Annotated in this window: 18 protein-coding genes; 12 read left to right on the top strand and 6 right to left on the bottom strand. The window is 58.4% G+C overall.

The annotated features are described in order from the left end of the window. Window positions 1–81 precede the first annotated feature (81 nt). Window positions 82–1,719 (top strand): glutamine hydrolyzing CTP synthase, encoded by a 1,638-nt coding sequence (gene pyrG, locus AFK65_RS15490; protein ID WP_007701328.1) that lies wholly within the window; start codon window positions 82–84, stop codon window positions 1,717–1,719. An 82-nt stretch (window positions 1,720–1,801) separates the two neighbouring features. After that, on the top strand, window positions 1,802–3,100 hold the full coding sequence (eno, locus tag AFK65_RS15485) for a phosphopyruvate hydratase (RefSeq protein ID WP_007701325.1): 1,299 nt from the start codon (window positions 1,802–1,804) through the stop codon (window positions 3,098–3,100). Between the two features lie 50 nt (window positions 3,101–3,150). On the opposite strand, the gene AFK65_RS15480 is transcribed toward eno, so the two are convergent. After that, complete coding sequence (locus tag AFK65_RS15480; protein ID WP_038856421.1) at window positions 3,151–4,260, bottom strand: SDR family oxidoreductase; 1,110 nt, start codon at window positions 4,258–4,260, stop codon at window positions 3,151–3,153. A 322-nt stretch (window positions 4,261–4,582) separates the two neighbouring features. Beyond that, window positions 4,583–5,410, bottom strand: a complete 828-nt coding sequence (locus AFK65_RS15475) for a MurR/RpiR family transcriptional regulator (protein ID WP_007701320.1) — start codon at window positions 5,408–5,410, stop codon at window positions 4,583–4,585. Window positions 5,411–5,577: 167 nt separating this feature from the next. Between AFK65_RS15475 and AFK65_RS15470 the strand changes: the two genes are divergently transcribed. Beyond that, entirely contained in the window at window positions 5,578–7,134 is a 1,557-nt protein-coding gene (locus tag AFK65_RS15470) for a PTS transporter subunit EIIC (RefSeq protein WP_167343475.1), read from the top strand. An 8-nt stretch (window positions 7,135–7,142) separates the two neighbouring features. Then, on the top strand, window positions 7,143–7,832 hold the full coding sequence (locus AFK65_RS15465; RefSeq protein ID WP_007701315.1) for an N-acetylmannosamine-6-phosphate 2-epimerase: 690 nt from the start codon (window positions 7,143–7,145) through the stop codon (window positions 7,830–7,832). Here AFK65_RS15465 and AFK65_RS15460 read toward each other — a convergent pair. Beyond that, entirely contained in the window at window positions 7,818–8,786 is a 969-nt protein-coding gene (locus AFK65_RS15460; protein ID WP_007701313.1) for a TPM domain-containing protein, read from the bottom strand. The genes AFK65_RS15465 and AFK65_RS15460 overlap by 15 nt on opposite strands. 198 nt (window positions 8,787–8,984) lie before the next feature. On the opposite strand from AFK65_RS15460, the gene queE reads away from it, so the two are divergent. Further along, complete coding sequence (queE, locus tag AFK65_RS15455) at window positions 8,985–9,656, top strand: 7-carboxy-7-deazaguanine synthase QueE (protein WP_038856424.1); 672 nt, start codon at window positions 8,985–8,987, stop codon at window positions 9,654–9,656. A gap of 50 nt (window positions 9,657–9,706) precedes the next feature. On the opposite strand, the gene queD is transcribed toward queE, so the two are convergent. Together queD and AFK65_RS22335 are read right to left on the bottom strand one after the other, a co-directional pair. Then, complete coding sequence (queD, locus tag AFK65_RS15450; protein WP_032804901.1) at window positions 9,707–10,069, bottom strand: 6-carboxytetrahydropterin synthase QueD; 363 nt, start codon at window positions 10,067–10,069, stop codon at window positions 9,707–9,709. 180 nt (window positions 10,070–10,249) lie between these two features. After that, on the bottom strand, window positions 10,250–10,375 hold the full coding sequence (locus tag AFK65_RS22335; RefSeq protein WP_007701306.1) for a hypothetical protein: 126 nt from the start codon (window positions 10,373–10,375) through the stop codon (window positions 10,250–10,252). On the opposite strand from AFK65_RS22335, the gene cysJ reads away from it, so the two are divergent. From cysJ to cysH, 3 genes are all read left to right on the top strand, one after another. Then, a complete protein-coding gene (cysJ, locus tag AFK65_RS15445; protein ID WP_038856426.1) occupies window positions 10,374–12,176 on the top strand; it encodes an NADPH-dependent assimilatory sulfite reductase flavoprotein subunit in 1,803 nt (600 codons plus the stop codon). The genes AFK65_RS22335 and cysJ overlap by 2 nt on opposite strands. Next, a complete protein-coding gene (gene cysI / locus AFK65_RS15440) occupies window positions 12,176–13,888 on the top strand; it encodes an assimilatory sulfite reductase (NADPH) hemoprotein subunit (RefSeq protein ID WP_032804900.1) in 1,713 nt (570 codons plus the stop codon). The genes cysJ and cysI overlap by 1 nt, the downstream gene beginning before the upstream one ends. Before the next feature lie 139 nt (window positions 13,889–14,027). Further along, window positions 14,028–14,762, top strand: coding sequence for a phosphoadenosine phosphosulfate reductase (gene cysH / locus AFK65_RS15435; RefSeq protein WP_007701297.1), 735 nt, complete (start codon window positions 14,028–14,030; stop codon window positions 14,760–14,762). Between the two features lie 28 nt (window positions 14,763–14,790). Here the strand turns inward: cysH and AFK65_RS15430 are convergent, their stop codons facing one another. Then, window positions 14,791–15,780 carry an aminopeptidase gene (locus AFK65_RS15430; RefSeq protein WP_038856428.1) on the bottom strand — a complete coding sequence of 330 codons (990 nt, stop codon included), beginning with the start codon at window positions 15,778–15,780 and terminating at the stop codon, window positions 14,791–14,793. Between the two features lie 244 nt (window positions 15,781–16,024). On the opposite strand from AFK65_RS15430, the gene cysG reads away from it, so the two are divergent. The 4 genes from cysG to cysC are packed head-to-tail and all read left to right on the top strand — an operon-like array spanning window position 16,025 to window position 20,400. Beyond that, entirely contained in the window at window positions 16,025–17,440 is a 1,416-nt protein-coding gene (cysG, locus tag AFK65_RS15425) for a siroheme synthase CysG (protein ID WP_038856430.1), read from the top strand. A gap of 9 nt (window positions 17,441–17,449) precedes the next feature. Further along, the gene (gene cysD / locus AFK65_RS15420; protein ID WP_004387918.1) at window positions 17,450–18,358 is read left to right on the top strand and encodes a sulfate adenylyltransferase subunit CysD; all 909 of its coding nucleotides are present in this window, start codon (window positions 17,450–17,452) and stop codon (window positions 18,356–18,358) included. A gap of 9 nt (window positions 18,359–18,367) precedes the next feature. Then, on the top strand, window positions 18,368–19,795 hold the full coding sequence (gene cysN / locus AFK65_RS15415) for a sulfate adenylyltransferase subunit CysN (RefSeq protein ID WP_007701265.1): 1,428 nt from the start codon (window positions 18,368–18,370) through the stop codon (window positions 19,793–19,795). Next, window positions 19,795–20,400 (top strand): adenylyl-sulfate kinase, encoded by a 606-nt coding sequence (gene cysC / locus AFK65_RS15410; RefSeq protein WP_038856432.1) that lies wholly within the window; start codon window positions 19,795–19,797, stop codon window positions 20,398–20,400. Before cysN ends, cysC begins: the two co-directional genes overlap by 1 nt. Window positions 20,401–20,420: the final 20 nt, after the last annotated feature.

Raw genomic sequence — 20,420 nt, 5'->3', positions numbered from 1 at the left:
GTGACCCCCGTCCTGTTCGGGTATACTACTTTCCCGTCCTGGTTATTCCATCGTCTTTAAACCTAACTTCTCAGGTTCAGCATGACAACGAACTATATTTTTGTGACCGGCGGGGTCGTTTCCTCTCTGGGTAAAGGCATTGCCGCAGCCTCCCTCGCAGCCATTCTTGAAGCCCGTGGCCTCAACGTGACTATCATGAAACTGGATCCGTATATCAACGTCGATCCAGGCACCATGAGCCCAATCCAGCACGGGGAAGTGTTCGTTACTGAAGACGGCGCTGAAACCGATCTGGACCTGGGGCACTACGAGCGTTTTATCCGCACCCGCATGACGCGCCGCAACAACTTCACCACAGGCCGTATCTATTCTGAAGTTCTGCGCAAAGAGCGCCGTGGCGACTACCTGGGCGCGACCGTTCAGGTTATTCCGCACATCACCAACGCTATCAAAGAACGCATTCTGGCGGGCGGCGAAGGCCATGACGTCGTGCTGGTCGAAATCGGCGGCACCGTGGGCGATATCGAATCCCTGCCGTTCCTCGAAGCCATTCGTCAGATGGCGGTTGAAGTGGGTCGCGAACACACCATGTTCATGCACCTGACGCTGGTGCCGTATATGGCGGCGGCCGGTGAAGTGAAAACCAAACCGACCCAGCACTCCGTTAAAGAGCTGCTTTCTATCGGTATTCAGCCGGATGTGCTGATCTGCCGCTCCGATCGCGCCGTTCCTGCCAACGAACGCGCCAAAATCGCTTTGTTCTGTAACGTACCGGAAAAAGCGGTTATTTCTCTGAAAGATGTCGATTCCATCTATAAAATTCCGGGCCTGTTGAAATCGCAGGGGCTGGACGATTATATTTGTAAACGATTCAGCCTGAACTGTCCGGAAGCTAACCTGTCTGAATGGGAACAGGTTATTTACGAAGAAGCGAATCCGGCGGGCGAAGTCACTATCGGTATGGTCGGCAAGTACATTGAACTGCCGGACGCCTATAAATCGGTTATCGAGGCGCTGAAACATGGCGGCCTGAAGAACCGCGTGACCGTCAACATCAAGCTTATCGATTCGCAGGACGTAGAAACCCGCGGCGAAGAACTGCTCAAAGGTCTGGATGCGATCCTGATCCCTGGCGGCTTTGGCTATCGCGGCGTGGAAGGCAAAATCGCCACCGCGCGCTACGCCCGTGAAAACAACATTCCTTACCTCGGCATCTGCCTCGGTATGCAGGTTGCGATGATTGAATATGCACGCCACGTTGCGGGCATGGAGAACGCCAACTCCACTGAATTTGTGCCAGACTGTAAGTTCCCGGTCGTGGCGCTCATCACCGAATGGCGTGATGAGAACGGTAATGTTGAGACGCGTACTGAGAAGAGCGATCTCGGCGGGACGATGCGTCTGGGCGCGCAGCAGTGCCAGTTGTCAGACGACAGCCTGGTACGCAAGCTGTACGGCGAGCCTGTGATTACGGAACGTCACCGTCACCGTTATGAAGTCAACAACATGTTGTTGAAGCAGATTGAAGCCGCTGGCCTGCGCGTTGCGGGCCGTTCCGGCGATGATCAGTTGGTCGAGATCATCGAAGTGCCAAATCATCCGTGGTTTGTCGCTTGTCAGTTCCACCCGGAATTTACTTCCACACCGCGCGACGGGCATCCGCTGTTTGCAGGCTTCGTAAAAGCCGCCAGCGAGTACCAGAAACGCCAGGCGAAGTAAGCAGAGTTAGAACGGCAACGCGCGACCTTTTCGCGCGTTGTTTGTCTGGAGTTTTAGTTTAACTTGTACTGAGGAAAATCTAATGTCCAAAATCGTTAAAGTCATCGGTCGTGAAATCATCGACTCCCGTGGTAACCCGACTGTTGAAGCCGAAGTTCACCTGGAAGGCGGTTTCGTAGGTATGGCTGCTGCCCCGTCAGGTGCTTCCACTGGTTCCCGCGAAGCGCTGGAACTGCGCGATGGCGACAAATCCCGTTTCCTGGGCAAAGGCGTAACCAAAGCGGTTGGCGCGGTTAACGGCCCGATCGCTCAGGCTATCGTTGGCAAAGATGCTAAAGATCAGGCTGGTATCGACAAGATCATGATCGATCTGGACGGTACTGAAAACAAATCTAACTTCGGTGCAAACGCCATTCTGGCCGTTTCTCTGGCTGCTGCTAAAGCTGCTGCTGCTTCCAAAGGCATGCCGCTGTACGAGCACATCGCTGAACTGAACGGCACCCCGGGCAAATTCTCTATGCCGGTTCCGATGATGAACATCATCAACGGTGGCGAGCACGCTGACAACAACGTTGATATCCAGGAATTCATGATCCAGCCGGTTGGCGCTTCCAGCGTTAAAGAAGCTATCCGCATGGGTTCTGAAGTGTTCCATCACCTGGCGAAAGTGCTGAAAGCCAAAGGCATGAACACCGCGGTGGGCGACGAAGGCGGCTACGCGCCGAACCTGGGCTCCAACGCCGAAGCTCTGGCTGTTATCGCTGAAGCGGTAAAAGCAGCAGGCTACGAACTGGGCAAAGACATCACTCTGGCGATGGACTGCGCAGCGTCTGAATTCTACAAAGACGGTAAATACGTTCTGGCGGGCGAAGGCAACAAAGCGTTCACCTCTGAAGAGTTCACTCACTTCTTGGAAGACCTGACCAAACAGTACCCGATCGTTTCTATCGAAGATGGTCTGGACGAGTCTGACTGGGACGGTTTTGCATACCAGACTAAAGTTCTGGGCGACAAAATCCAGCTGGTGGGCGACGACCTGTTCGTCACCAACACCAAAATCCTGAAAGAAGGCATCGAGAAAGGCATCGCTAACTCCATCCTGATCAAATTCAACCAGATCGGTTCTCTGACCGAAACTCTGGCTGCGATCAAAATGGCGAAAGACGCTGGCTACACCGCTGTCATCTCTCACCGTTCTGGCGAAACCGAAGACGCGACCATCGCTGACCTGGCGGTAGGTACTGCGGCTGGCCAGATCAAAACCGGTTCCATGAGCCGTTCTGACCGCGTTGCTAAATACAACCAGCTGATTCGTATCGAAGAAGCGCTGGGTGAAAAAGCGCCGTTCAATGGCCGTAAAGAGATCAAAGGCCAGGCATAATCGCCCGACCTTTTACTCAGAAGAATGCCAGTCGATTGACTGGCATTTTTTTATTTAAAATCGACTTCCATCTGCTGCGGAATGGTTAAACCGTGGGTGGTTTGCACGCAGCGGGCGATATAGTCGGTAAACCGCGGCGGCTTCGGCATACCGAGTTTCAGCAGCTTATCGTTACTGAAACGCACATTCAGCGTGGCGAATGCGCCATATAAACGCATCGCTTTCAGCATCAGCCGCTCATTACACGGCCCGAAAATATCTTTCAGTTCACGGCGCATTTTCACTAAGGTTTCATAGCTCACCTGCGCATAATGATCCGCAATCGGCGCTTTTTCCTGGGCCTTCGCCATCGCGATATCAATATCCGCAAAACGCACGCTATTTTCTTCGCCGGCAGAAATATGCACGACTTCACCGTGCGCCATCTCTTTTTGCAGAAGCAGCAGTAACGCCTCGGCGCAATAATCTACCGGGATCACATCCACGCGATCTTCCAGCGAGCACATAAATTTCTGAAGCATCAGCCCCATGCTGAAGACCCAGAAAATACTGGTGGAGGGCTGGCAGCCGTGATGAGTATGCCCGACCACGATAGAAGGGCGGGCGATCACCAGCGGCAGATGCGGACAGTGCTGACGCATCAGCTGTTCAATGGCCGATTTCGAATGCGTATAGGCGACGAGATGTTCGGCGTTTTCGCGGAATTCGGCGCTTTCAGGCACCAGCGAATGGGGTTCTGGCGTGCACGACATCGCCGTACCGACGTGCAGAAAGCGCTGCAACCCCGCGACGCCAGCCATACGGCGGGCGAACGCCAGCGTTCCTTCGACATTCACCTTCCAGATAAGTGGGTTATTGCCAAACGACGCCACGGCCGCGCAGTTGATGACGTGCGTGACGCTCTCGAGGCGCGGATCGTGCAGAAAACTCTCCGGTTCGCCTAAATCCCCGCACAAAATGTGCGCGGCATTCAGCGCCGCCAGCTGTGTCTCGCTGAGGTTAAACTTGCGCATATTGCTGAGCACGCGCGTCAGTCCGGCTTCGCTGTTTTCGGCACGAACGAGCAATACTAAATCGACCTTTTCAGCGCGCTGAAGCATCTTCTCTAATACCGCACCGCCCAGAAAACCCGTTACGCCCGTTATTAATAAAGTTGTCATTTCTGTTATTCCACCAGGGTTGATTGGGCGGATTGTAGGAGCAGAAAAGTAAACGGCGCATAAATAGAAGCGAGGCGTAAAAAACTGAAAATTAAGGTTATTTTAAGGAAAGTCGTAAGAGGGATTTTAGTATGACAGCGAAACGAGGGGAAAAATCCTCTCGCTATAATAAAAATATTTATCTTATTGAATTTATGTCTTTTTATTAGCGAGATTTACGATTAAGAAAAAATGAATAATCCCACGAAAATTACGTCTGGTTACATTATTGATGATTTAAAAAAGGCGTTGCAGGTTATTCGCATCCTGCAACGCCGTTTTATTACAGCAATAACGGCAGCGTGGCGCTGGCCGTCTGCTGGCTGGTTTCACTGTAACGGCTGTCAGACGCGATAAGCGACGCTGTTAATAATTCCACCAGCAGCATCGCGCCCACTTTGGCGTTCAGCGCGCCGGCGTTAAGCGGCCCTTCCGGTTTGGCGGCCACAAGCAGCATATCGCTTATTGATGCCAGCGGACTGCGCGGCGTGTTGCTCAGCGTGAGAACAGGCGCCCCGGCTTTTCGCGCGAGTTTCACGGCATGCAGCAGATCGCGGGTTGAGCCGGAGCTGGAAATGGCGACCACCAGATCCGTTTCACCCAGCGTCGTCGCGTTCATCGAGGCGCGATGCATATCGCTGAACAGTTGCGCCGGTTTACCGAGCCGCAGCAGCTTGTAATGCAAATACTCACCGATAATCGCGCTCGCCGCGACGCCGTAAATCTGCACCGAACCCGCCTGATGCAGCGCCCGCGCGGCCCGCTCCAGCATGGCGCGATCCAGCAATTGCGCGGTATCGCGCAGCGCCTGCACCGACTCTTCCACCAGCGCGTCCAGCGCATCGCCGCTCTGCGCGCGCGGCGCCTGCCCGCGCTGAACATCCAGCGCCAGCGCCATTTTAAATTCGGTATAGCCTTTGCACCCGAGCGCGCGGCACAGCCTCGTCACGCTGGCTTCACTGGTGTCACTCTCGCGGGCGAGCTCGGTGATGGTGAGATAAAGCACGCGCGCCGGGTCGCTCAGGACATAGTCCCCCAGTTTGCGCTGCGTGGGGCTAAACCCAGACAGCGCCTGGCGCAGCTTGAGCAGTAAATTTTCATGGTCAGACATAACAGGATCCTGAAGCACCGACGACTGCCGATGAGTGTGCGGGAAAGCCCGCTACCAATGCCAGCCATTTTAAAAAAGTATGATCGGCTTCGCTATTATTGGTGATAATTTTCATAATATATTTTTATTGTGATAAATATTTTCATCATTACAACACCGGGGATTTCATCATGGCACTCTTCAGCGGAACATCTTCAGGGCGCTGGTTTGAAAAGGCGCAGCGGTTTGGCAAGTCGTTTATGTTGCCGATTGCCGTGTTACCGGCGGCGGGTCTCTTGCTCGGCGTCGGCGGCGCGCTCTCCAATCCCAATACGCTGACGGCGTATCCGTTTCTCGACGTCGGCTGGCTGCAGGCGATTTTCACGATCATGAGCAGCGCCGGGGCGATCGTCTTCGCGAACCTGTCGGTGCTGTTTGCCGTCGGCGTGGCGGTGGGACTCGCGCGTACCGATAAAGGCACGGCCGGTCTCGCCGCGTTACTGGCGTTTCTGGTGATGAACGCCACCATTAATGCACTGCTGACTTTGACCGGGCAGCTCGCGCAGAGCAATCCGGGCGCGGTCGGGCAGGGAATGGTGCTCGGGATCCAGACGCTGGAAACCGGCGTTTTCGGCGGCGTGGTGATTGGCCTTGTGACCTGCGCGCTGCATCAGCGGTTTAATAAAATCGCGCTGCCGCAGTTTCTGGGTTTTTTTGGCGGATCGCGGTTTGTACCTATTATCAGCGCGCTGGCGGCGATTGTGGTCGGCGCGGCGATGACCGTCGTCTGGCCGCATTTTCAGAAAATGATTTTCGGGCTTGGCGGGCTGGTTGAGGCGACCGGTTATGTCGGCACGCTGCTGTATGGTTTTATCCTGCGTATGCTTGGCCCGTTCGGCCTGCATCACATCTTCTATCTGCCTTTCTGGACGACGGCGCTCGGCGGCAGCGAAATCGTCAATGGCCAGCTGGTGGAAGGCACGCAGCGCATCTTCTTCGCGCAGCTCGCTGACCCGACGACGCAGCAGTTTTATATCGGCACGTCGCGGTTTATGTCGGGGCGTTTCATCACCATGATGTTTGGCCTGATCGGCGCATGCCTTGCGATGTACCACACGGCGAAGCCGGAGAATAAAAAGCGCGTCGCCGGGCTGCTGCTCTCTGCGGCGCTGACCTCATTCCTGACCGGCATCACCGAGCCAATTGAGTTCTCCTTCCTGTTTGTCGCGCCCGTGCTCTATGTCATCCACGCCTTCTTCGACGGGCTGGCTTTTATGCTGGCGCATATCCTGCACATCACTATCGGCCAGACGTTCTCGGGCGGTTTTATCGATTTCATTCTCTTTGGGGTTTTGCAGGGCGAGGCGAAAACGCACTGGCTGATGGTGCCGCTGGTCGGCGTGCCGTGGTTTTTCCTCTATTACTTCACCTTCCGTTTCCTGATCACGCGTTTTGATTTCGCCACACCAGGCCGGGAAAAAGAGACCCAGGAAAGCGTGGCGATGAAGGACAGCGAGCGGGCGCAGGCCGTGGTGGCCGGGCTCGGCGGGCGGGATAACCTTCAGGAGGTCGACTGCTGCGCCACGCGGCTGCGCGTCACCGTGAACGACGGAACCCAGGTCGATGAGGCCGCGCTGAAAGCGACCGGCGCGCGCGGCGTGATCCTGCGCGGCAACGGCGTACAGGTTATCTACGGCCCGCACGTCACGATTATTAAAAACGAAATCGAAGAGTTATTAAGCTGAGGTCAACGATGTTAGAGCACATCAAAGGAAAGCTGGTGGTCTCCTGCCAGGCGCTGGAAAACGAGCCGCTGCACAGCCCGTTTATTATGGGGCGAATGGCGCTGGCCGCCGCGCAGGGCGGGGCGGCGGGGATCCGCGCCAATAGCGTGGCGGATATTCTGGCGATTAAAGAACAGGTGGCGCTGCCGGTCATCGGCATCATCAAACGGGATTACCCCGCAAGCGACGTGTTTATCACCGCGACGCTGCGCGAGGTCAGCGAGCTGATGGAAGCGGCGCCTGAGATGATCGCGCTGGATGCCACCGCGCGCCCGCGCCCTGGCGGCGAAACGCTCGAACAGTTCGTCGGGGAGATCCGCCGTACCTGGCCTGATGTACTGCTCATGGCGGATGCCTCAAGCGTTGAAGAAGCCGTGACGGCCGAAGCGCTCGGTTTCGACTGCGTGGGCACCACCCTTTACGGCTATACGGCGAACACCCGGGGGCATCGCCTGCCGGAGAACGATTTCGCGCTGTTAAAAGCCGTGCTGGCGGCGGTGACGGTCCCGGTTATCGCCGAAGGGAATGTAGACACGCCTGAGGGCGCGGCGCGCTGCCTGGCGCTCGGCGCGCATGCGGTGGTGGTGGGCGGGGCTATTACACGCCCGCAGCAGATTACCCGTCGCTTTGCCGACGCGCTGCGCTCACCAGTTGTCTGACGAGCCGCCGCCGTCACTTGAGCCGCCATCGCCTGAGCTGACGCTGTGGTGGCTGCTGTGATGGCTGGCGCTGTCGCCGCCTGAGGACGAGTGAAGGTGGCTGGTCGAAAGCCAGGCGGCGGAGGCGTCGCCGGATGATGAGCCGTTACCCGCCGCGCTGAGCCGATAATTCGGGAAGGCAAACACCACGACCAGCGCCAGGATCATCAGCAAAAAGGGCACGGAAAAGCTCAGCCAGAGAAACGGCTCCACCCACGGGAAAAAGTTACTGGTGATGGCAAGCGCGGGCGTCAGCAGGCAGGAGGTGCCGAAAAAAAGCGTCATCAGCGTTTTCTTTTTGCGCAGCATGATTAAGGCAAACAATACGATGGCGAGAACAGGCAGCGCCAGCCAGTAAGAGAAATTCAGCAGCAACGGTTTCAGCCAGGCCTGTACCCACGAGGGCGAAGCCGCAGGCGGCAGCGGCTGATGGCTGAGCAGCGCGTCGATACCGGTAAGCCCCTGACGCAGGCCTTCGGTGAGATCGCCCGCCCTGAACCAGGGCAGCATATACTCTTTAATAACCCTGCTCGCCAGTTCATCCGGAACCGTCTTTTGCAGCCCGCGCCCCGTTTCGATGCGCACCAGACGATCGTGCCAGGCGACCAGGATCAGCACGCCATCGTTGCGCTGCGCATTGCCGAGCCGCCAGGTATTAAAGGTGCGCGTCGCAAAACGCTCCAGGTTGTCGCCTTTTAATTCCGGTAACACCAGAATCGCCGTTTGCGCATGGGTGCGGGTATTGATAGCCGACACATCGTCAAGCAAGGCCACGTATTCCTGGCCGCTCAGCAGATCGGCGGGATCGTTGATAACGCCACGCATCGGCGGCACCTCGAGGGGCTGCGCCAGCGCGCTCACGCTCACTAACGTCAGCGCTACCGTCAGAATGAATGACGCTAATGTGCGTACCATAACTTTTGCCTTGTCCTTGTTTCCGGCTGGCCGTGCCGCGCCATAGTAACCGCCGCCTTGTGGGCCTGCCAATGCCCTGGAATTGAGGGGCAAATACGCATCAGACCTGGCGACGGCTGCCGGTAAGGCGCAAATGGCACATGCCAGCCTGGCGGTTATCTGTAATAATTACCGTTTTAGTCATCAACTGAGTGAATCATGCAGTACCCGATTAATGAGATGTTTCAGACCCTGCAGGGCGAGGGTTATTTTACCGGCGTGCCCGCCATTTTTATTCGTCTGCAGGGATGCCCCGTAGGTTGTGCCTGGTGCGATACCAAACACACCTGGGAGACGCTCGCCGATCGGGAAGTGTCGCTTTTCAGCATTATCGCGAAAACCAAAGAGAGCGATAAATGGGGGGCGGCAAGTCCGGAAGAGCTGCTGGCGGCGATTGAGCGCCAGGCCTATACCGCGCGTCATGTGGTGATCACCGGCGGCGAGCCGTGCATCCACGATCTGCTGCCCTTAACGGAGCTTCTGGAAGCGCACGGTTATAGCTGCCAGATTGAAACCAGCGGCACCCATGAGGTGCGCTGCACCACGGGGACCTGGGTGACCGTCTCGCCGAAGGTGAATATGCGCGGCGGTTACGAGGTGCTGGATCAGGCGCTGATGCGTGCCGATGAAATCAAGCACCCGGTGGGGCGTATGCGTGATATCGAGGCGCTGGATGAACTGCTGGCGCGTCTGCATGACGAAAGACAGCGGGTAATTGCGCTTCAGCCGATTAGCCAGAAAGAAGATGCGACCCGTTTGTGCATTGAAACCTGTATCGCCCGCAACTGGCGGCTGTCGATGCAGACGCACAAGTATCTGAATATCGCATAAAAAAGAGGGGCGTTAAGCCCCTCTTTTTTGTGTATCACACCGCCAGAAGCTTATTCGCCGCGATATACGCAACCCGCGGTGCAGGTCTCTTTAATCATCACCGCGCTCAGCAGCGGCAGGCGGGGTTTCATCTGATCCCAAATCCAGCGCGCCAGCACTTCGCTGGTCGGGTTTTCAAGGCCCGGAATATCGTTCAGATAATAGTGATCCAGGCTATCGTAGATCGGCTTAAACGCCGCTTTCAGCTCGGCGAAATCGATAATCCAGCCGGTATGAGGGTCCACCTCGCCCGTTACCTCCAGGCGCACCATAAAAGAGTGTCCGTGCAGACGACCGCACTTGTGGCCTTCGGGGACATGAGGGAGTCGGTGAGCGGCTTCGAAGATAAAATCTTTAAACAGGGTGGTAGGCATAACGCAGTCTCAGTCTTGCTAAAAAACCGCCGCATAGTACCGGAATTGACCGTTTTTAGCATTAACTAAAACCCTCATAAACGATAAGCGCGCAAAACACCTCGCGACGTGAAAAAATGACCATTATTTTCAATGAGATAATTAACCCGTTTTTACGCTTATACTTATAGATAAAACTGGTTAGTCCATTTGGTTATTTATTATTTCCATCCCTTCTTTAATTGTTATTCTTGCCGCCGTTACCCTTACTTTCTCTTCTGTTTTTGCGATAAAAAACAGCTTTGCTACTGGAACATAACGACGCATGACGACTCAGGCCTCACCGAACGCTTTGCTCCCGCTCAGCCCGGAGCAGCTGGCTCGCCTTCAGACGGCGACTCATGATTTCACCCCCACGCAGCTCGCCTGGCTTTCGGGCTATTTCTGGGGAATGGTAAACCAACAGCCAGGTGCGGCGGTGGTGCAAACGCCCGCGGCGCCTGCGTCGGTCATTACGCTGATTTCCGCTTCCCAGACAGGCAACGCGCGCCGCGTGGCGGAAGCGCTGCGCGACGATCTGCTGGCGGCGCAGCTCAATGTGAATCTGGTTAACGCGGGCGACTATAAATTCAAACAAATTGCCCAGGAAAAACTGCTTATCGTCGTGGCCTCAACCCAGGGCGAAGGCGATCCGCCGGAAGAAGCCGTCGCGCTGCACAAATTCCTGCTGTCGAAAAAAGCGCCGAAGCTTGACGGTACAGCGTTCGCCGTCTTTGGTCTTGGCGATACCTCCTATGAGCGCTTCTGCCAGGCCGGTAAAGATTTCGATACCCGCCTTGCGGAACTGGGCGCCGAGCGCCTGCTGGATCGCGTGGATGCCGATGTCGAATACCAGGCGGCCGCTCAGGCGTGGCGCCAGCGCGTCGTTGACGTACTGAAAGCGCGCGTGCCGAAAGAAGCGCCGTCCCAGGCGGCGTTCACCGCCAGCGGCGCGGTCAATCTGGTTGACTCGACCCCTTATACCAAAGAATCGCCGCTTACCGCGACGCTCTCGGTGAACCAGAAAATCACCGGGCGTCATTCGCAAAAAGACGTGCGCCATATCGAAATCGATCTGGGCGACGCAGGCCTGCGCTATCAGCCGGGCGACGCGCTCGGCGTCTGGTACCAGAACGATCCGGCGCTGGTGCAGGAACTTCTTGAGCTGCTGTGGCTGAAAGGCGACGAGCCGGTGACGGTGGGCGAGAAAACGCTGCCGCTCAGCGAAGCGCTGCAGTGGCATTTTGAGCTGACGGTGAACACCGCCGCTATCGTTGAAAATTACGCGACGCTGACCCGCAGCGAAGCGCTGCTGCCGCTGGTGGGCGATAAAGCGAAGCTGCAAGATTATGCCGCCAGGACGCCCATCGTCGATATGGTGCGCTTCGCGCCGGCCCAGCTTGACGCCGAACAACTGCTCGGCTTGCTGCGCCCCCTTACGCCACGCCTCTATTCCATCGCTTCGTCGCAGGCGGAAGTCGAAAACGAAGTGCACATTACCGTTGGCGTGGTGCGTTTCGACATCGAAGGCCGTCCGCGCGCGGGCGGGGCGTCGAGCTATCTTGCCGATCGTCTGGAAGAAGATGGCGAAGTGCGCGTGTTCATCGAGCACAACGACAACTTCCGCCTGCCGGCAACGCCCGAAACGCCCGTCATTATGATTGGGCCTGGCACCGGCATCGCGCCGTTCCGCGCCTTTATGCAGCAGCGCGAAGCCGATGGCGCGACCGGTAAAAACTGGCTCTTCTTCGGCAACCCGCACTTTACGGAAGATTTCCTCTACCAGGTCGAATGGCAGCGCTATGTCAAAGAGGGGCTGTTAACCCGCATCGACCTTGCCTGGTCGCGCGATCAGGACCATAAAATTTACGTACAAGACAAAATCCGCGAGCAGGGCGCGGAGCTGTGGCGCTGGATCCAGGAAGGCGCGCACCTTTATGTCTGCGGCGACGCCAATCGCATGGCGAAAGATGTCGAGCAGGCGTTACTGGAAGTGATTGCGGCTTACGGCGGGATGGATGCCGAAGCGGCGGATGAATATTTAAGTGAGCTGCGCGTTGAGCGCCGTTACCAGCGAGACGTCTACTGATGAGCGAAAAATACCCAGGACCTTTGGTGGTCGAAGGAAAACTTTCCGATGCGGAACGCATGAAGCGTGAAAGTAACTTCCTGCGCGGCACCATTGCCGAAGATTTACATGACGGGCTGACCGGCGGGTTTAATGGCGACAACTTTCTGCTGATCCGCTTTCACGGCATGTATCAGCAGGATGACCGCGATATTCGCGCCGAGCGCGCGGCCCAGAAGCTGGAGCCGCGTCACGCCATGATGCTGCGCTGCCGTCTGCCGGGCGGCATCATGACGCCGCAGCAGTGGCTGGCTATCGACAAGTTCGCCGAAGAAAACACGATTTACGGCAGCATTCGTCTGACCAACCGCCAGACGTTCCAGTATCACGGTCTGCTGAAGAAAAACGTCAAGCCGGCGCACCAGATGCTGCATTCCATCGGGCTTGACGCGCTGGCGACCGCCAACGACATGAACCGTAACGTGCTCTGCACGTCAAACCCGGTCGAGTCGCAACTGCATGCCGAAGCTTACGAGTGGGCGAAGAAGCTCTCTGAGCATCTGCTGCCGCGCACCCGCGCCTATGCGGAGATCTGGCTCGATCAGGAGAAAGTGGCCACCACCGACGAAGAACCGATCCTCGGCGCGACCTATCTGCCGCGTAAGTTCAAAACCACCGTCGTGGTGCCGCCGCAGAACGATGTCGATCTGCACGCGAACGACATGAACTTCGTCGCGATTGCGGAAAACGGCAAGCTGGTCGGCTTTAACCTGCTGGTGGGCGGCGGGCTCTCTATTGAGCACGGCAACAAGAAAACCTACGCGCGCACCGCGACCGAGTTTGGCTACATTCCGCTGGAGCATACGCTGGCAGTGGCCGAAGCGGTGGTGACGACCCAGCGCGACTGGGGCAACCGTACCGATCGTAAAAACGCCAAAACCAAATATACGCTGGAGCGCGTCGGGCCTGACGTCTTTAAAGCGGAAGTGGAGCGTCGCGCAGGCGTGACGTTTGAGCCGGTGCGTCCGTATGAGTTTACCGGCCGCGGCGATCGCATCGGCTGGGTGAAAGGCATTGATGATAAATGGCACCTGACGCTGTTTATCGAAAACGGCCGTATTCTCGATTTCCCGGACAAGCCGCTGAAAACCGGCCTGAAGGAAATCGCCAGGATCCATAAAGGCGATTTCCGCCTGACCGCCAACCAGAACCTGATCGTGGCGGGCGTGCCGGAAGGCGACAAAGCGAAGATAGAACAGCTCGCCCGCGCCCACGGCCTCATGGCGGGCGTGACGCCGCAGCGTGAAAACTCAATGGCGTGCGTCTCCTTCCCGACCTGTCCGCTGGCGATGGCCGAGGCGGAGCGCTTCCTGCCGCAGTTTATCGATAAAGTCGACGGGATCATGGCGAAGCATGGCCTGGCGGACGAGCACATTGTGCTGCGCGTGACCGGCTGCCCGAACGGCTGCGGCCGCGCGATGCTGGCGGAGCTGGGTCTTGTGGGGAAAGCGCCGGGGCGTTACAACCTGCATCTGGGCGGCAACCGCATCGGTACGCGTATTCCGCGGATGTATCGTGAAAACATTACCGAATCGGAGATCCTCGATAATATCGACGAGCTGGTCGGCCGCTGGGCGCAGGAGCGCGAGCCGGGCGAAGGGTTTGGCGATTTCACGGTGCGCGCCGGGATTATCCGTCCGGTGCTCGATCCGGCGCGGGATTTCTGGGAATAAGCGGTTAGCGCGGCGGGCGGTAACGGTGGATGCGCATAGGTTCGCCTTTCCCTAGGGCGGGTAAGCGTAGCGCACCCGCCAGCACGCGCCTGGCGCGTCACCGCCGCACCGGTATCACATTCATGCAAGCGAGGTTCACATGTCCGTACTCGATCTACATGCGCTGAACGCACTGGAAAAAGAGGCCCGCGCCGGGGCGCTGGCCGACACCAACGCGCAGCTTGAGGCGTTAAGCGCCGAGGCGCGCGTCAGCTGGGCGCTGGAAAACCTGCCGGGCGAATTTGTACTCTCCTCAAGCTTCGGCATCCAGGCGGCGGTCTGCCTGCATCTGGTCACGCAGCAGCGCCCGGATATTCCGGTGATCCTCACCGATACCGGCTATCTCTTTCCGGAAACCTACCGCTTTATCGACGAGCTGACCGAAAAGCTCAACCTGAACCTGAAAATCTACCGCGCCGAGCAAAGCCCGGCCTGGCAGGAGGCGCGCTACGGCAAGCTGTGGGAGCAGGGCGTTGAAGGGATTGAGAAATACAACGACATCAACAAGGTCGAGCCGATGAACCGCGCGCTGAAAGAACTTAACGCGCAGACCTGGTTTGCGGGCCTGCGCCGCGATCAGTCCGGCAGCCGCGCGAATCTGCCGGTGCTGGGCGTGCAGCGCGGCGTATTTAAAATTCTGCCGATCATCGACTGGGACAACCGCACGGTCTATCAGTACCTCCAGAAGCACGGGCTGAAATACCACCCGCTGTGGGACGAAGGCTATCTGTCGGTGGGCGATACCCATACCACCCGCAAATGGGAGCCCGGCATGGCGGAAGAAGAGACCCGCTTCTTCGGCCTTAAACGCGAGTGCGGCCTGCACGAAGGCTAATAAAAAGCGCGCCCTGAGGCGCGCTTTTTTACTGCTCCGCTTTCGCCAGCGTTTTCACCAGCGGCAGCAGTACGCGCATCACGTCGTGGCAGCGCTTATCGATACGCCCTGGCAGCGCCTGATCCAGATATTGCAGGTTATCCGCGCGCGCGTTGTGCGCCACCGGCGCGAGCGCGTGGCGGCCGCGATGGCGGGCAGCGTCATTGACGGCGGAAACCGACAGCACCGGAATGCCCGCGTTATCAAACGCGGCGGCGTCGTTATCGGCAGGCAACGCGCTGCTGGCCGCCACCGGAATGCCAAAGCGGCGCGCGAGCTTCAGCGCGCTGTCGCGCGTGAGCTGGCGCACCGCGGCAGGCGTGCGTTTACCGCTGGTAAACGCGAGTTTGTCGCCCGCCACCAGATGGCTGAGATTAATCACCAGCAGCGTCTGTTTTTTCTCTATCGCGCTCATGCGTTTAAGCAGATTCTCCGCGCCCATGCCGCCTTCCTCCTCGCCGCTGGTGGCGATAAAGCGCACGCCGTAGCGCGTCGGCACATCTTTCAGGCGCTCGGCCAGCTCCAGCATCACGCCGACGCCCGCCGCGTTATCATCCACGCCCTGTAGCGTCAGCCCGCCGAGATTGTTATCGACATCCGCGTCGCTCTGCGGCGCATACGTATCCAGATGCGCCATCACAATAATCTGCTGCGGCGATGCGCCCTCGTGCGCGGCAATCACTGTGCTGCCGGTCACGTTCTGCCAGTTAGTGCGATGATTCCCCGCGGTATAGATATAGCGGCTGTGAAACGCGCGGATATCGCTCTGATACCCGAGGCGCACAAACTGCTGGCGCAGATAGTCCGCGGCGAGCATCTCTGAAGGCGTGCCGGTCATGCGGCCAGGAAACAAGGTAGCGATGTGACGGGTTTGCTCGCTGGCGATATCGCCGGGATGACGCGTTTGCGAGAAAGCGGGCAGGGTGAAGCATACGCTCAGCGCCAGGCTCAGGGTGCAGCGGCGCACTGCGGAAAACATAGAACGTCCTTACTCAAAAAAGCGCGACCAGATTGTGGCGCTTAGTATGAAACTGTGACGGCGGTTACACAATTTGATTTACCGTTAAACGCCCGAAATTTCACGGCTTAAGCACTTTTTGGTATTTGCATTTCTGCGCCCTTATTCCTTTGTGGAACTATAAATGCCAATTCGTAATTTCATCTGCGATCGGCCTCCCCCTATAGTCCCCTCTGGTCCCCTGTTGTTAGCGAGTTGTATCGCCGTGGAATATCTCCCGTTATTTGCTCAACTGAAACAACGCCCGGTGCTGGTCGTCGGCGGCGGCGAAGTGGCGCTGCGTAAAATCGCGCTGCTGCGTCGCGCGGGCGCCTGCGTCTCTGTCGTGGCGAAAAAGCTGCACCCGGAGCTCGCGGCGCTGGAGCAGGAAGGCGCGCTGCGCTGGCAGGCGCAGACATTTGAGCCTGCGCAGCTCGACGCGGTATTTCTGGTTATCGCGGCGACCAGCGACGCGGCGCTCAACCGCCGGGTCTTTGACGAGGCTAACGCTCGTCAGCGCCTGGTTAACGTGGTGGACGATCAGCCGCTGTGCTCGTTTATTTTTCCGTCGATTGTCGACCGCTCGCCGCTTATCGTCGCTATCTCCTCCAGCGGCAACGCGCCGGTGCTGGCGCGACTGCTGCGCGAGAAAATCGAATCCTTGCTGCCGGCAAGCCTCGGACGAATGGCCGAGGTGGCGGGCGGCTTTCGCGATCGCATTAAAGCGCGTATTCCCACGACCGACGGACGCCGTCGCTTCTGGGAAAAAGCCTTTCGCGGCCGCTTTGCGAGCCTGATGGCCGCAGGCGACACCCGCGCCGCCGAAGCGGTGCTGGAAGCCGAACTCGACGCGCCGCAAGGCCCGCAGGGGGAAATCATTCTGGTGGGCGCGGGCCCGGGCGACGCCGGGCTGTTGACGCTGCGCGGTTTGCAGGTGATGCAGCAGGCGGATGTCGTGCTTTACGACCATCTGGTGAGCGACGGCGTGCTGGATCTGGTGCGTCGCGACGCCGACCGCATCTGTGTGGGCAAACGCGCGGGCGCGCATGCCGTCCCACAGCATGAAACCAACCAGATGCTGATCGATTTCGCCCGCGAGGGCAAAACGGTGGTGCGCCTGAAAGGCGGCGATCCGTTTATTTTCGGGCGCGGCGGTGAAGAGCTGGAAGCGGCGAAAGCCGCAGGCGTGCCGTTTCAGGTGGTGCCGGGCGTCACGGCGGCCAGCGGCGCCACGGCCTACGCCGGTATTCCGCTGACCCACCGTGATTACGCCCAGAGCGCGGTATTTGTCACCGGCCACTATAAACCGGACAGCGAGCCGTTCGACTGGGCGCTGCTCGCCAAAAGCCGTCAGACGCTCGCCATCTATATGGGCACCATGAAAGCGGCGGAGATAAGCCAGCAGCTTATCGCGCACGGCCGCGAGGCCAAAACGCCGGTCGCGGTCATCAGCCGCGGCACGCGCGACGACCAGCGCGTTCTGACCGGCACGCTCGACACACTCAACATTCTTGCGAAAGACGCGCCCATGCCCGCGCTGCTCGTTGTGGGCGAAGTGGTGCAGCTCCACCAGCAGCTCGCCTGGTTTCAACATTCAACCGACGCGGAAGCGATTCGTTCTTCCGTGGTGAATCTGGCTTAAGGAAAGGTTATGGATCAAAAACGACTCACTCACCTGCGGCAACTGGAGGCGGAAAGCATCCATATCATTCGTGAAGTGGCTGCGGAATTCGCCAACCCGGTGATGATGTACTCCATCGGCAAAGACTCCAGCGTCATGCTGCATCTGGCGCGCAAGGCGTTTTACCCCGGCACGCTGCCGTTCCCGCTGCTGCATGTGGATACCGGCTGGAAGTTTCGTGAAATGTACGAATTTCGCGACCGCACCGCCAAAGCCTACGGCTGCGAGCTGCTGGTGCACAAAAACCCGGAAGGCGTGGCGATGGGCATTAACCCGTTCGTCCACGGCAGCGCCAAGCACACCGACATCATGAAAACCGAAGGGCTGAAGCAGGCGCTGAACAAATACGGTTTCGACGCGGCCTTCGGCGGCGCGCGCCGCGATGAAGAGAAATCGCGCGCGAAAGAGCGTATCTACTCCTTCCGCGACCGCTTCCACCGCTGGGACCCGAAAAACCAGCGCCCGGAGCTGTGGCACAACTACAACGGCCAGATCAACAAAGGCGAAAGCATTCGCGTCTTCCCGCTCTCAAACTGGACGGAGCTGGATATCTGGCAATACATCTACCTGGAAAATATCGAAATCGTTCCGCTGTATCTGGCCGCCGAGCGTCCGGTGCTGGAGCGCGACGGCATGCTGATGATGATCGACGACGATCGCATCGATTTGCAGCCGGGCGAAGAGATCAAACCGCGCATGGTGCGCTTCCGTACCCTGGGCTGCTGGCCGCTGACCGGCGCGGTGGAATCGAACGCGCAGACGCTGCCGGAGATCATCGAAGAGATGCTGGTTTCCACCACCAGCGAGCGCCAGGGGCGCGTTATCGACCGCGACCAGGCAGGCTCAATGGAGCTTAAAAAACGTCAGGGTTATTTCTAAGGAGCCGCCATGAACACCACTATCGCACAACAGATCGCCAACGAAGGCGGCGTGGAAGCCTATCTGCACGCCCAGCAGCACAAAAGCCTGCTGCGCTTTCTGACCTGCGGCAGCGTGGATGATGGGAAAAGCACCCTGATTGGCCGCCTGCTCCACGATACCCGCCAGATTTATGAAGATCAGCTATCTTCCCTGCACAATGACAGCAAACGTCATGGCACCCAGGGCGAGAAGCTGGATCTCGCGCTGCTGGTGGACGGCCTTCAGGCCGAGCGCGAGCAGGGCATCACGATTGACGTGGCGTACCGCTATTTCTCCACCGAAAAACGCAAATTTATCATCGCCGACACCCCCGGGCATGAGCAGTACACCCGCAACATGGCGACCGGCGCTTCTACCTGCGATCTCGCTATTCTGCTGATGGACGCCCGTAAAGGCGTGCTGGATCAGACCCGCCGCCACAGCTTTATTTCCACGCTGCTGGGCATCAAGCATCTGGTGGTGGCGGTGAACAAAATGGATCTGGTGGATTTCAGCGAAGAGACGTTTGAGCGCATTCGCCAGGATTATCTGACGTTCGCGGGCCAGCTGCCGGGCAACCTGGATATTCGCTTTGTGCCACTGTCGGCGCTGGAAGGCGACAATGTGGCGGTGCAGAGCCAGAACATGCCGTGGTATACCGGCCCGACGCTGCTGGAAGTGCTGGAAAATATTGAGATCCAGCGCGTGGTCGACGAACAGCCGCTGCGTTTCCCGGTACAGTATGTTAATCGTCCGAATCTCGATTTCCGCGGTTACGCGGGCACCGTCGCGGGCGGCGTGGTGAAAGTGGGCCAGCGCGTGAAGGCGCTGCCGTCCGGCGTGGAGTCGAGCGTGGCGCGTATCGTCACCTTCGATGGCGACTTAGAGGAAGCGGGCGCGGGCGAAGCCGTCACGCTGGTGCTGAAAGATGAAATCGACATCAGCCGCGGCGACCTGCTGGTGGACGCCTCCCAGACGCTGGCGGCGGTACAAAGCGCCGCGGTGGACGTGGTCTGGATGGCCGAGCAGCCGCTGGTGCCGGGCCAGAGCTACGACATCAAAATCGCCGGGAAGAAAACCCGCGCGCGCGTGGATAACGTTCAGTATCAGGTCGATATCAATAACCTGACCCAGCGCGTGGTGGAAAACCTGCCGCTCAACGGCATCGGCCTTGTGGATCTGACGTTCGACGAGCCGCTGAACCTCGATAAATACCAGGAGAACCCGGTAACCGGCGGGCTTATCTTTATCGATCGTCTCTCTAACGTAACGGTCGGCGCGGGTATGGTGCGCGAGCCGCAACAGAATGTGTATCAGGAGCCTTCCGCATTCAGCGCGTTTGAGCTTGAGCTGAATCAGCTGATTCGCCGCCACTTCCCGCACTGGGGCGCGCGCGATCTGCTGGGAGGCAAATAATGGCGCAGCATGACGAAAACGTCGTCTGGCACGCCCACCCGGTGACCGCGGCGCAGCGCGAGCAGCTCCACGGCCACCGCGGCGCGGTGCTGTGGTTTACGGGGCTTTCGGGCTCCGGCAAATCCACCGTCGCAGGCGCGCTGGAAGAGGCGCTGCATCAGCTTGGCGTCAGCACCTATCTGCTGGATGGCGACAACGTGCGCCACGGCCTGTGCAGCGATCTGGGCTTTAGCGACGACGATCGTAAAGAGAACATTCGCCGCGTCGGCGAAGTGGCGAAACTGATGGTGGACGCGGGCCTGGTGGTACTGACCGCGTTTATCTCGCCGCACCGCGCCGAACGTCAGATGGTGCGCGATCAGCTGGGGGAAGGGCGCTTTATCGAGGTGTTTGTGGACACGCCGCTTTCGGTGTGCGAAGCGCGCGATCCGAAGGGGCTGTATAAAAAAGCCCGCGCCGGCGAACTGCGTAACTTTACCGGCATTGATGCCGTGTATGAGGCACCCGAGAGCCCGGAAATTCATCTCGACGGCCAACAATTGGTAACAAATTTGATGGCGCAATTATTAGACCTGCTGCGTCGCGAAGATATCATCAAATCCTGAGACCGCGCCGGGAGACGCTT

Source organism: Cronobacter universalis NCTC 9529, assembly GCF_001277175.1.
Taxonomy (GTDB): Bacteria; Pseudomonadota; Gammaproteobacteria; order Enterobacterales; family Enterobacteriaceae; genus Cronobacter; species Cronobacter universalis.
Note: the sequence above shows the minus strand (reverse complement) of the source record. Positions and strands in the feature narration are given on the sequence as shown.

Bases quoted from the DNA above. Each gene is read 5' to 3' on its own strand.
- queE (WP_038856424.1), top strand. From the start codon at position 8,985: ATGCAGTACCCGATTAATGAGATGTTTCAGACCCTGCAGGGCGAGGGT.
- cysD (WP_004387918.1), top strand. From the start codon at position 17,450: ATGGATCAAAAACGACTCACTCACCTGCGGCAACTGGAGGCGGAAAGC.
- eno (WP_007701325.1), top strand. From the start codon at position 1,802: ATGTCCAAAATCGTTAAAGTCATCGGTCGTGAAATCATCGACTCCCGT.
- cysH (WP_007701297.1), top strand. From the start codon at position 14,028: ATGTCCGTACTCGATCTACATGCGCTGAACGCACTGGAAAAAGAGGCC.
- AFK65_RS22335 (WP_007701306.1), bottom strand. From the start codon at position 10,375: ATGCGTCGTTATGTTCCAGTAGCAAAGCTGTTTTTTATCGCAAAAACA.
- AFK65_RS15460 (WP_007701313.1), bottom strand. From the start codon at position 8,786: ATGGTACGCACATTAGCGTCATTCATTCTGACGGTAGCGCTGACGTTA.
- queD (WP_032804901.1), bottom strand. From the start codon at position 10,069: ATGCCTACCACCCTGTTTAAAGATTTTATCTTCGAAGCCGCTCACCGA.
- AFK65_RS15475 (WP_007701320.1), bottom strand. From the start codon at position 5,410: ATGTCTGACCATGAAAATTTACTGCTCAAGCTGCGCCAGGCGCTGTCT.
- AFK65_RS15465 (WP_007701315.1), top strand. From the start codon at position 7,143: ATGTTAGAGCACATCAAAGGAAAGCTGGTGGTCTCCTGCCAGGCGCTG.
- AFK65_RS15430 (WP_038856428.1), bottom strand. From the start codon at position 15,780: ATGTTTTCCGCAGTGCGCCGCTGCACCCTGAGCCTGGCGCTGAGCGTA.
- pyrG (WP_007701328.1), top strand. From the start codon at position 82: ATGACAACGAACTATATTTTTGTGACCGGCGGGGTCGTTTCCTCTCTG.
- cysN (WP_007701265.1), top strand. From the start codon at position 18,368: ATGAACACCACTATCGCACAACAGATCGCCAACGAAGGCGGCGTGGAA.
- cysC (WP_038856432.1), top strand. From the start codon at position 19,795: ATGGCGCAGCATGACGAAAACGTCGTCTGGCACGCCCACCCGGTGACC.
- AFK65_RS15480 (WP_038856421.1), bottom strand. From the start codon at position 4,260: ATGACAACTTTATTAATAACGGGCGTAACGGGTTTTCTGGGCGGTGCG.
- cysI (WP_032804900.1), top strand. From the start codon at position 12,176: ATGAGCGAAAAATACCCAGGACCTTTGGTGGTCGAAGGAAAACTTTCC.
- cysJ (WP_038856426.1), top strand. From the start codon at position 10,374: ATGACGACTCAGGCCTCACCGAACGCTTTGCTCCCGCTCAGCCCGGAG.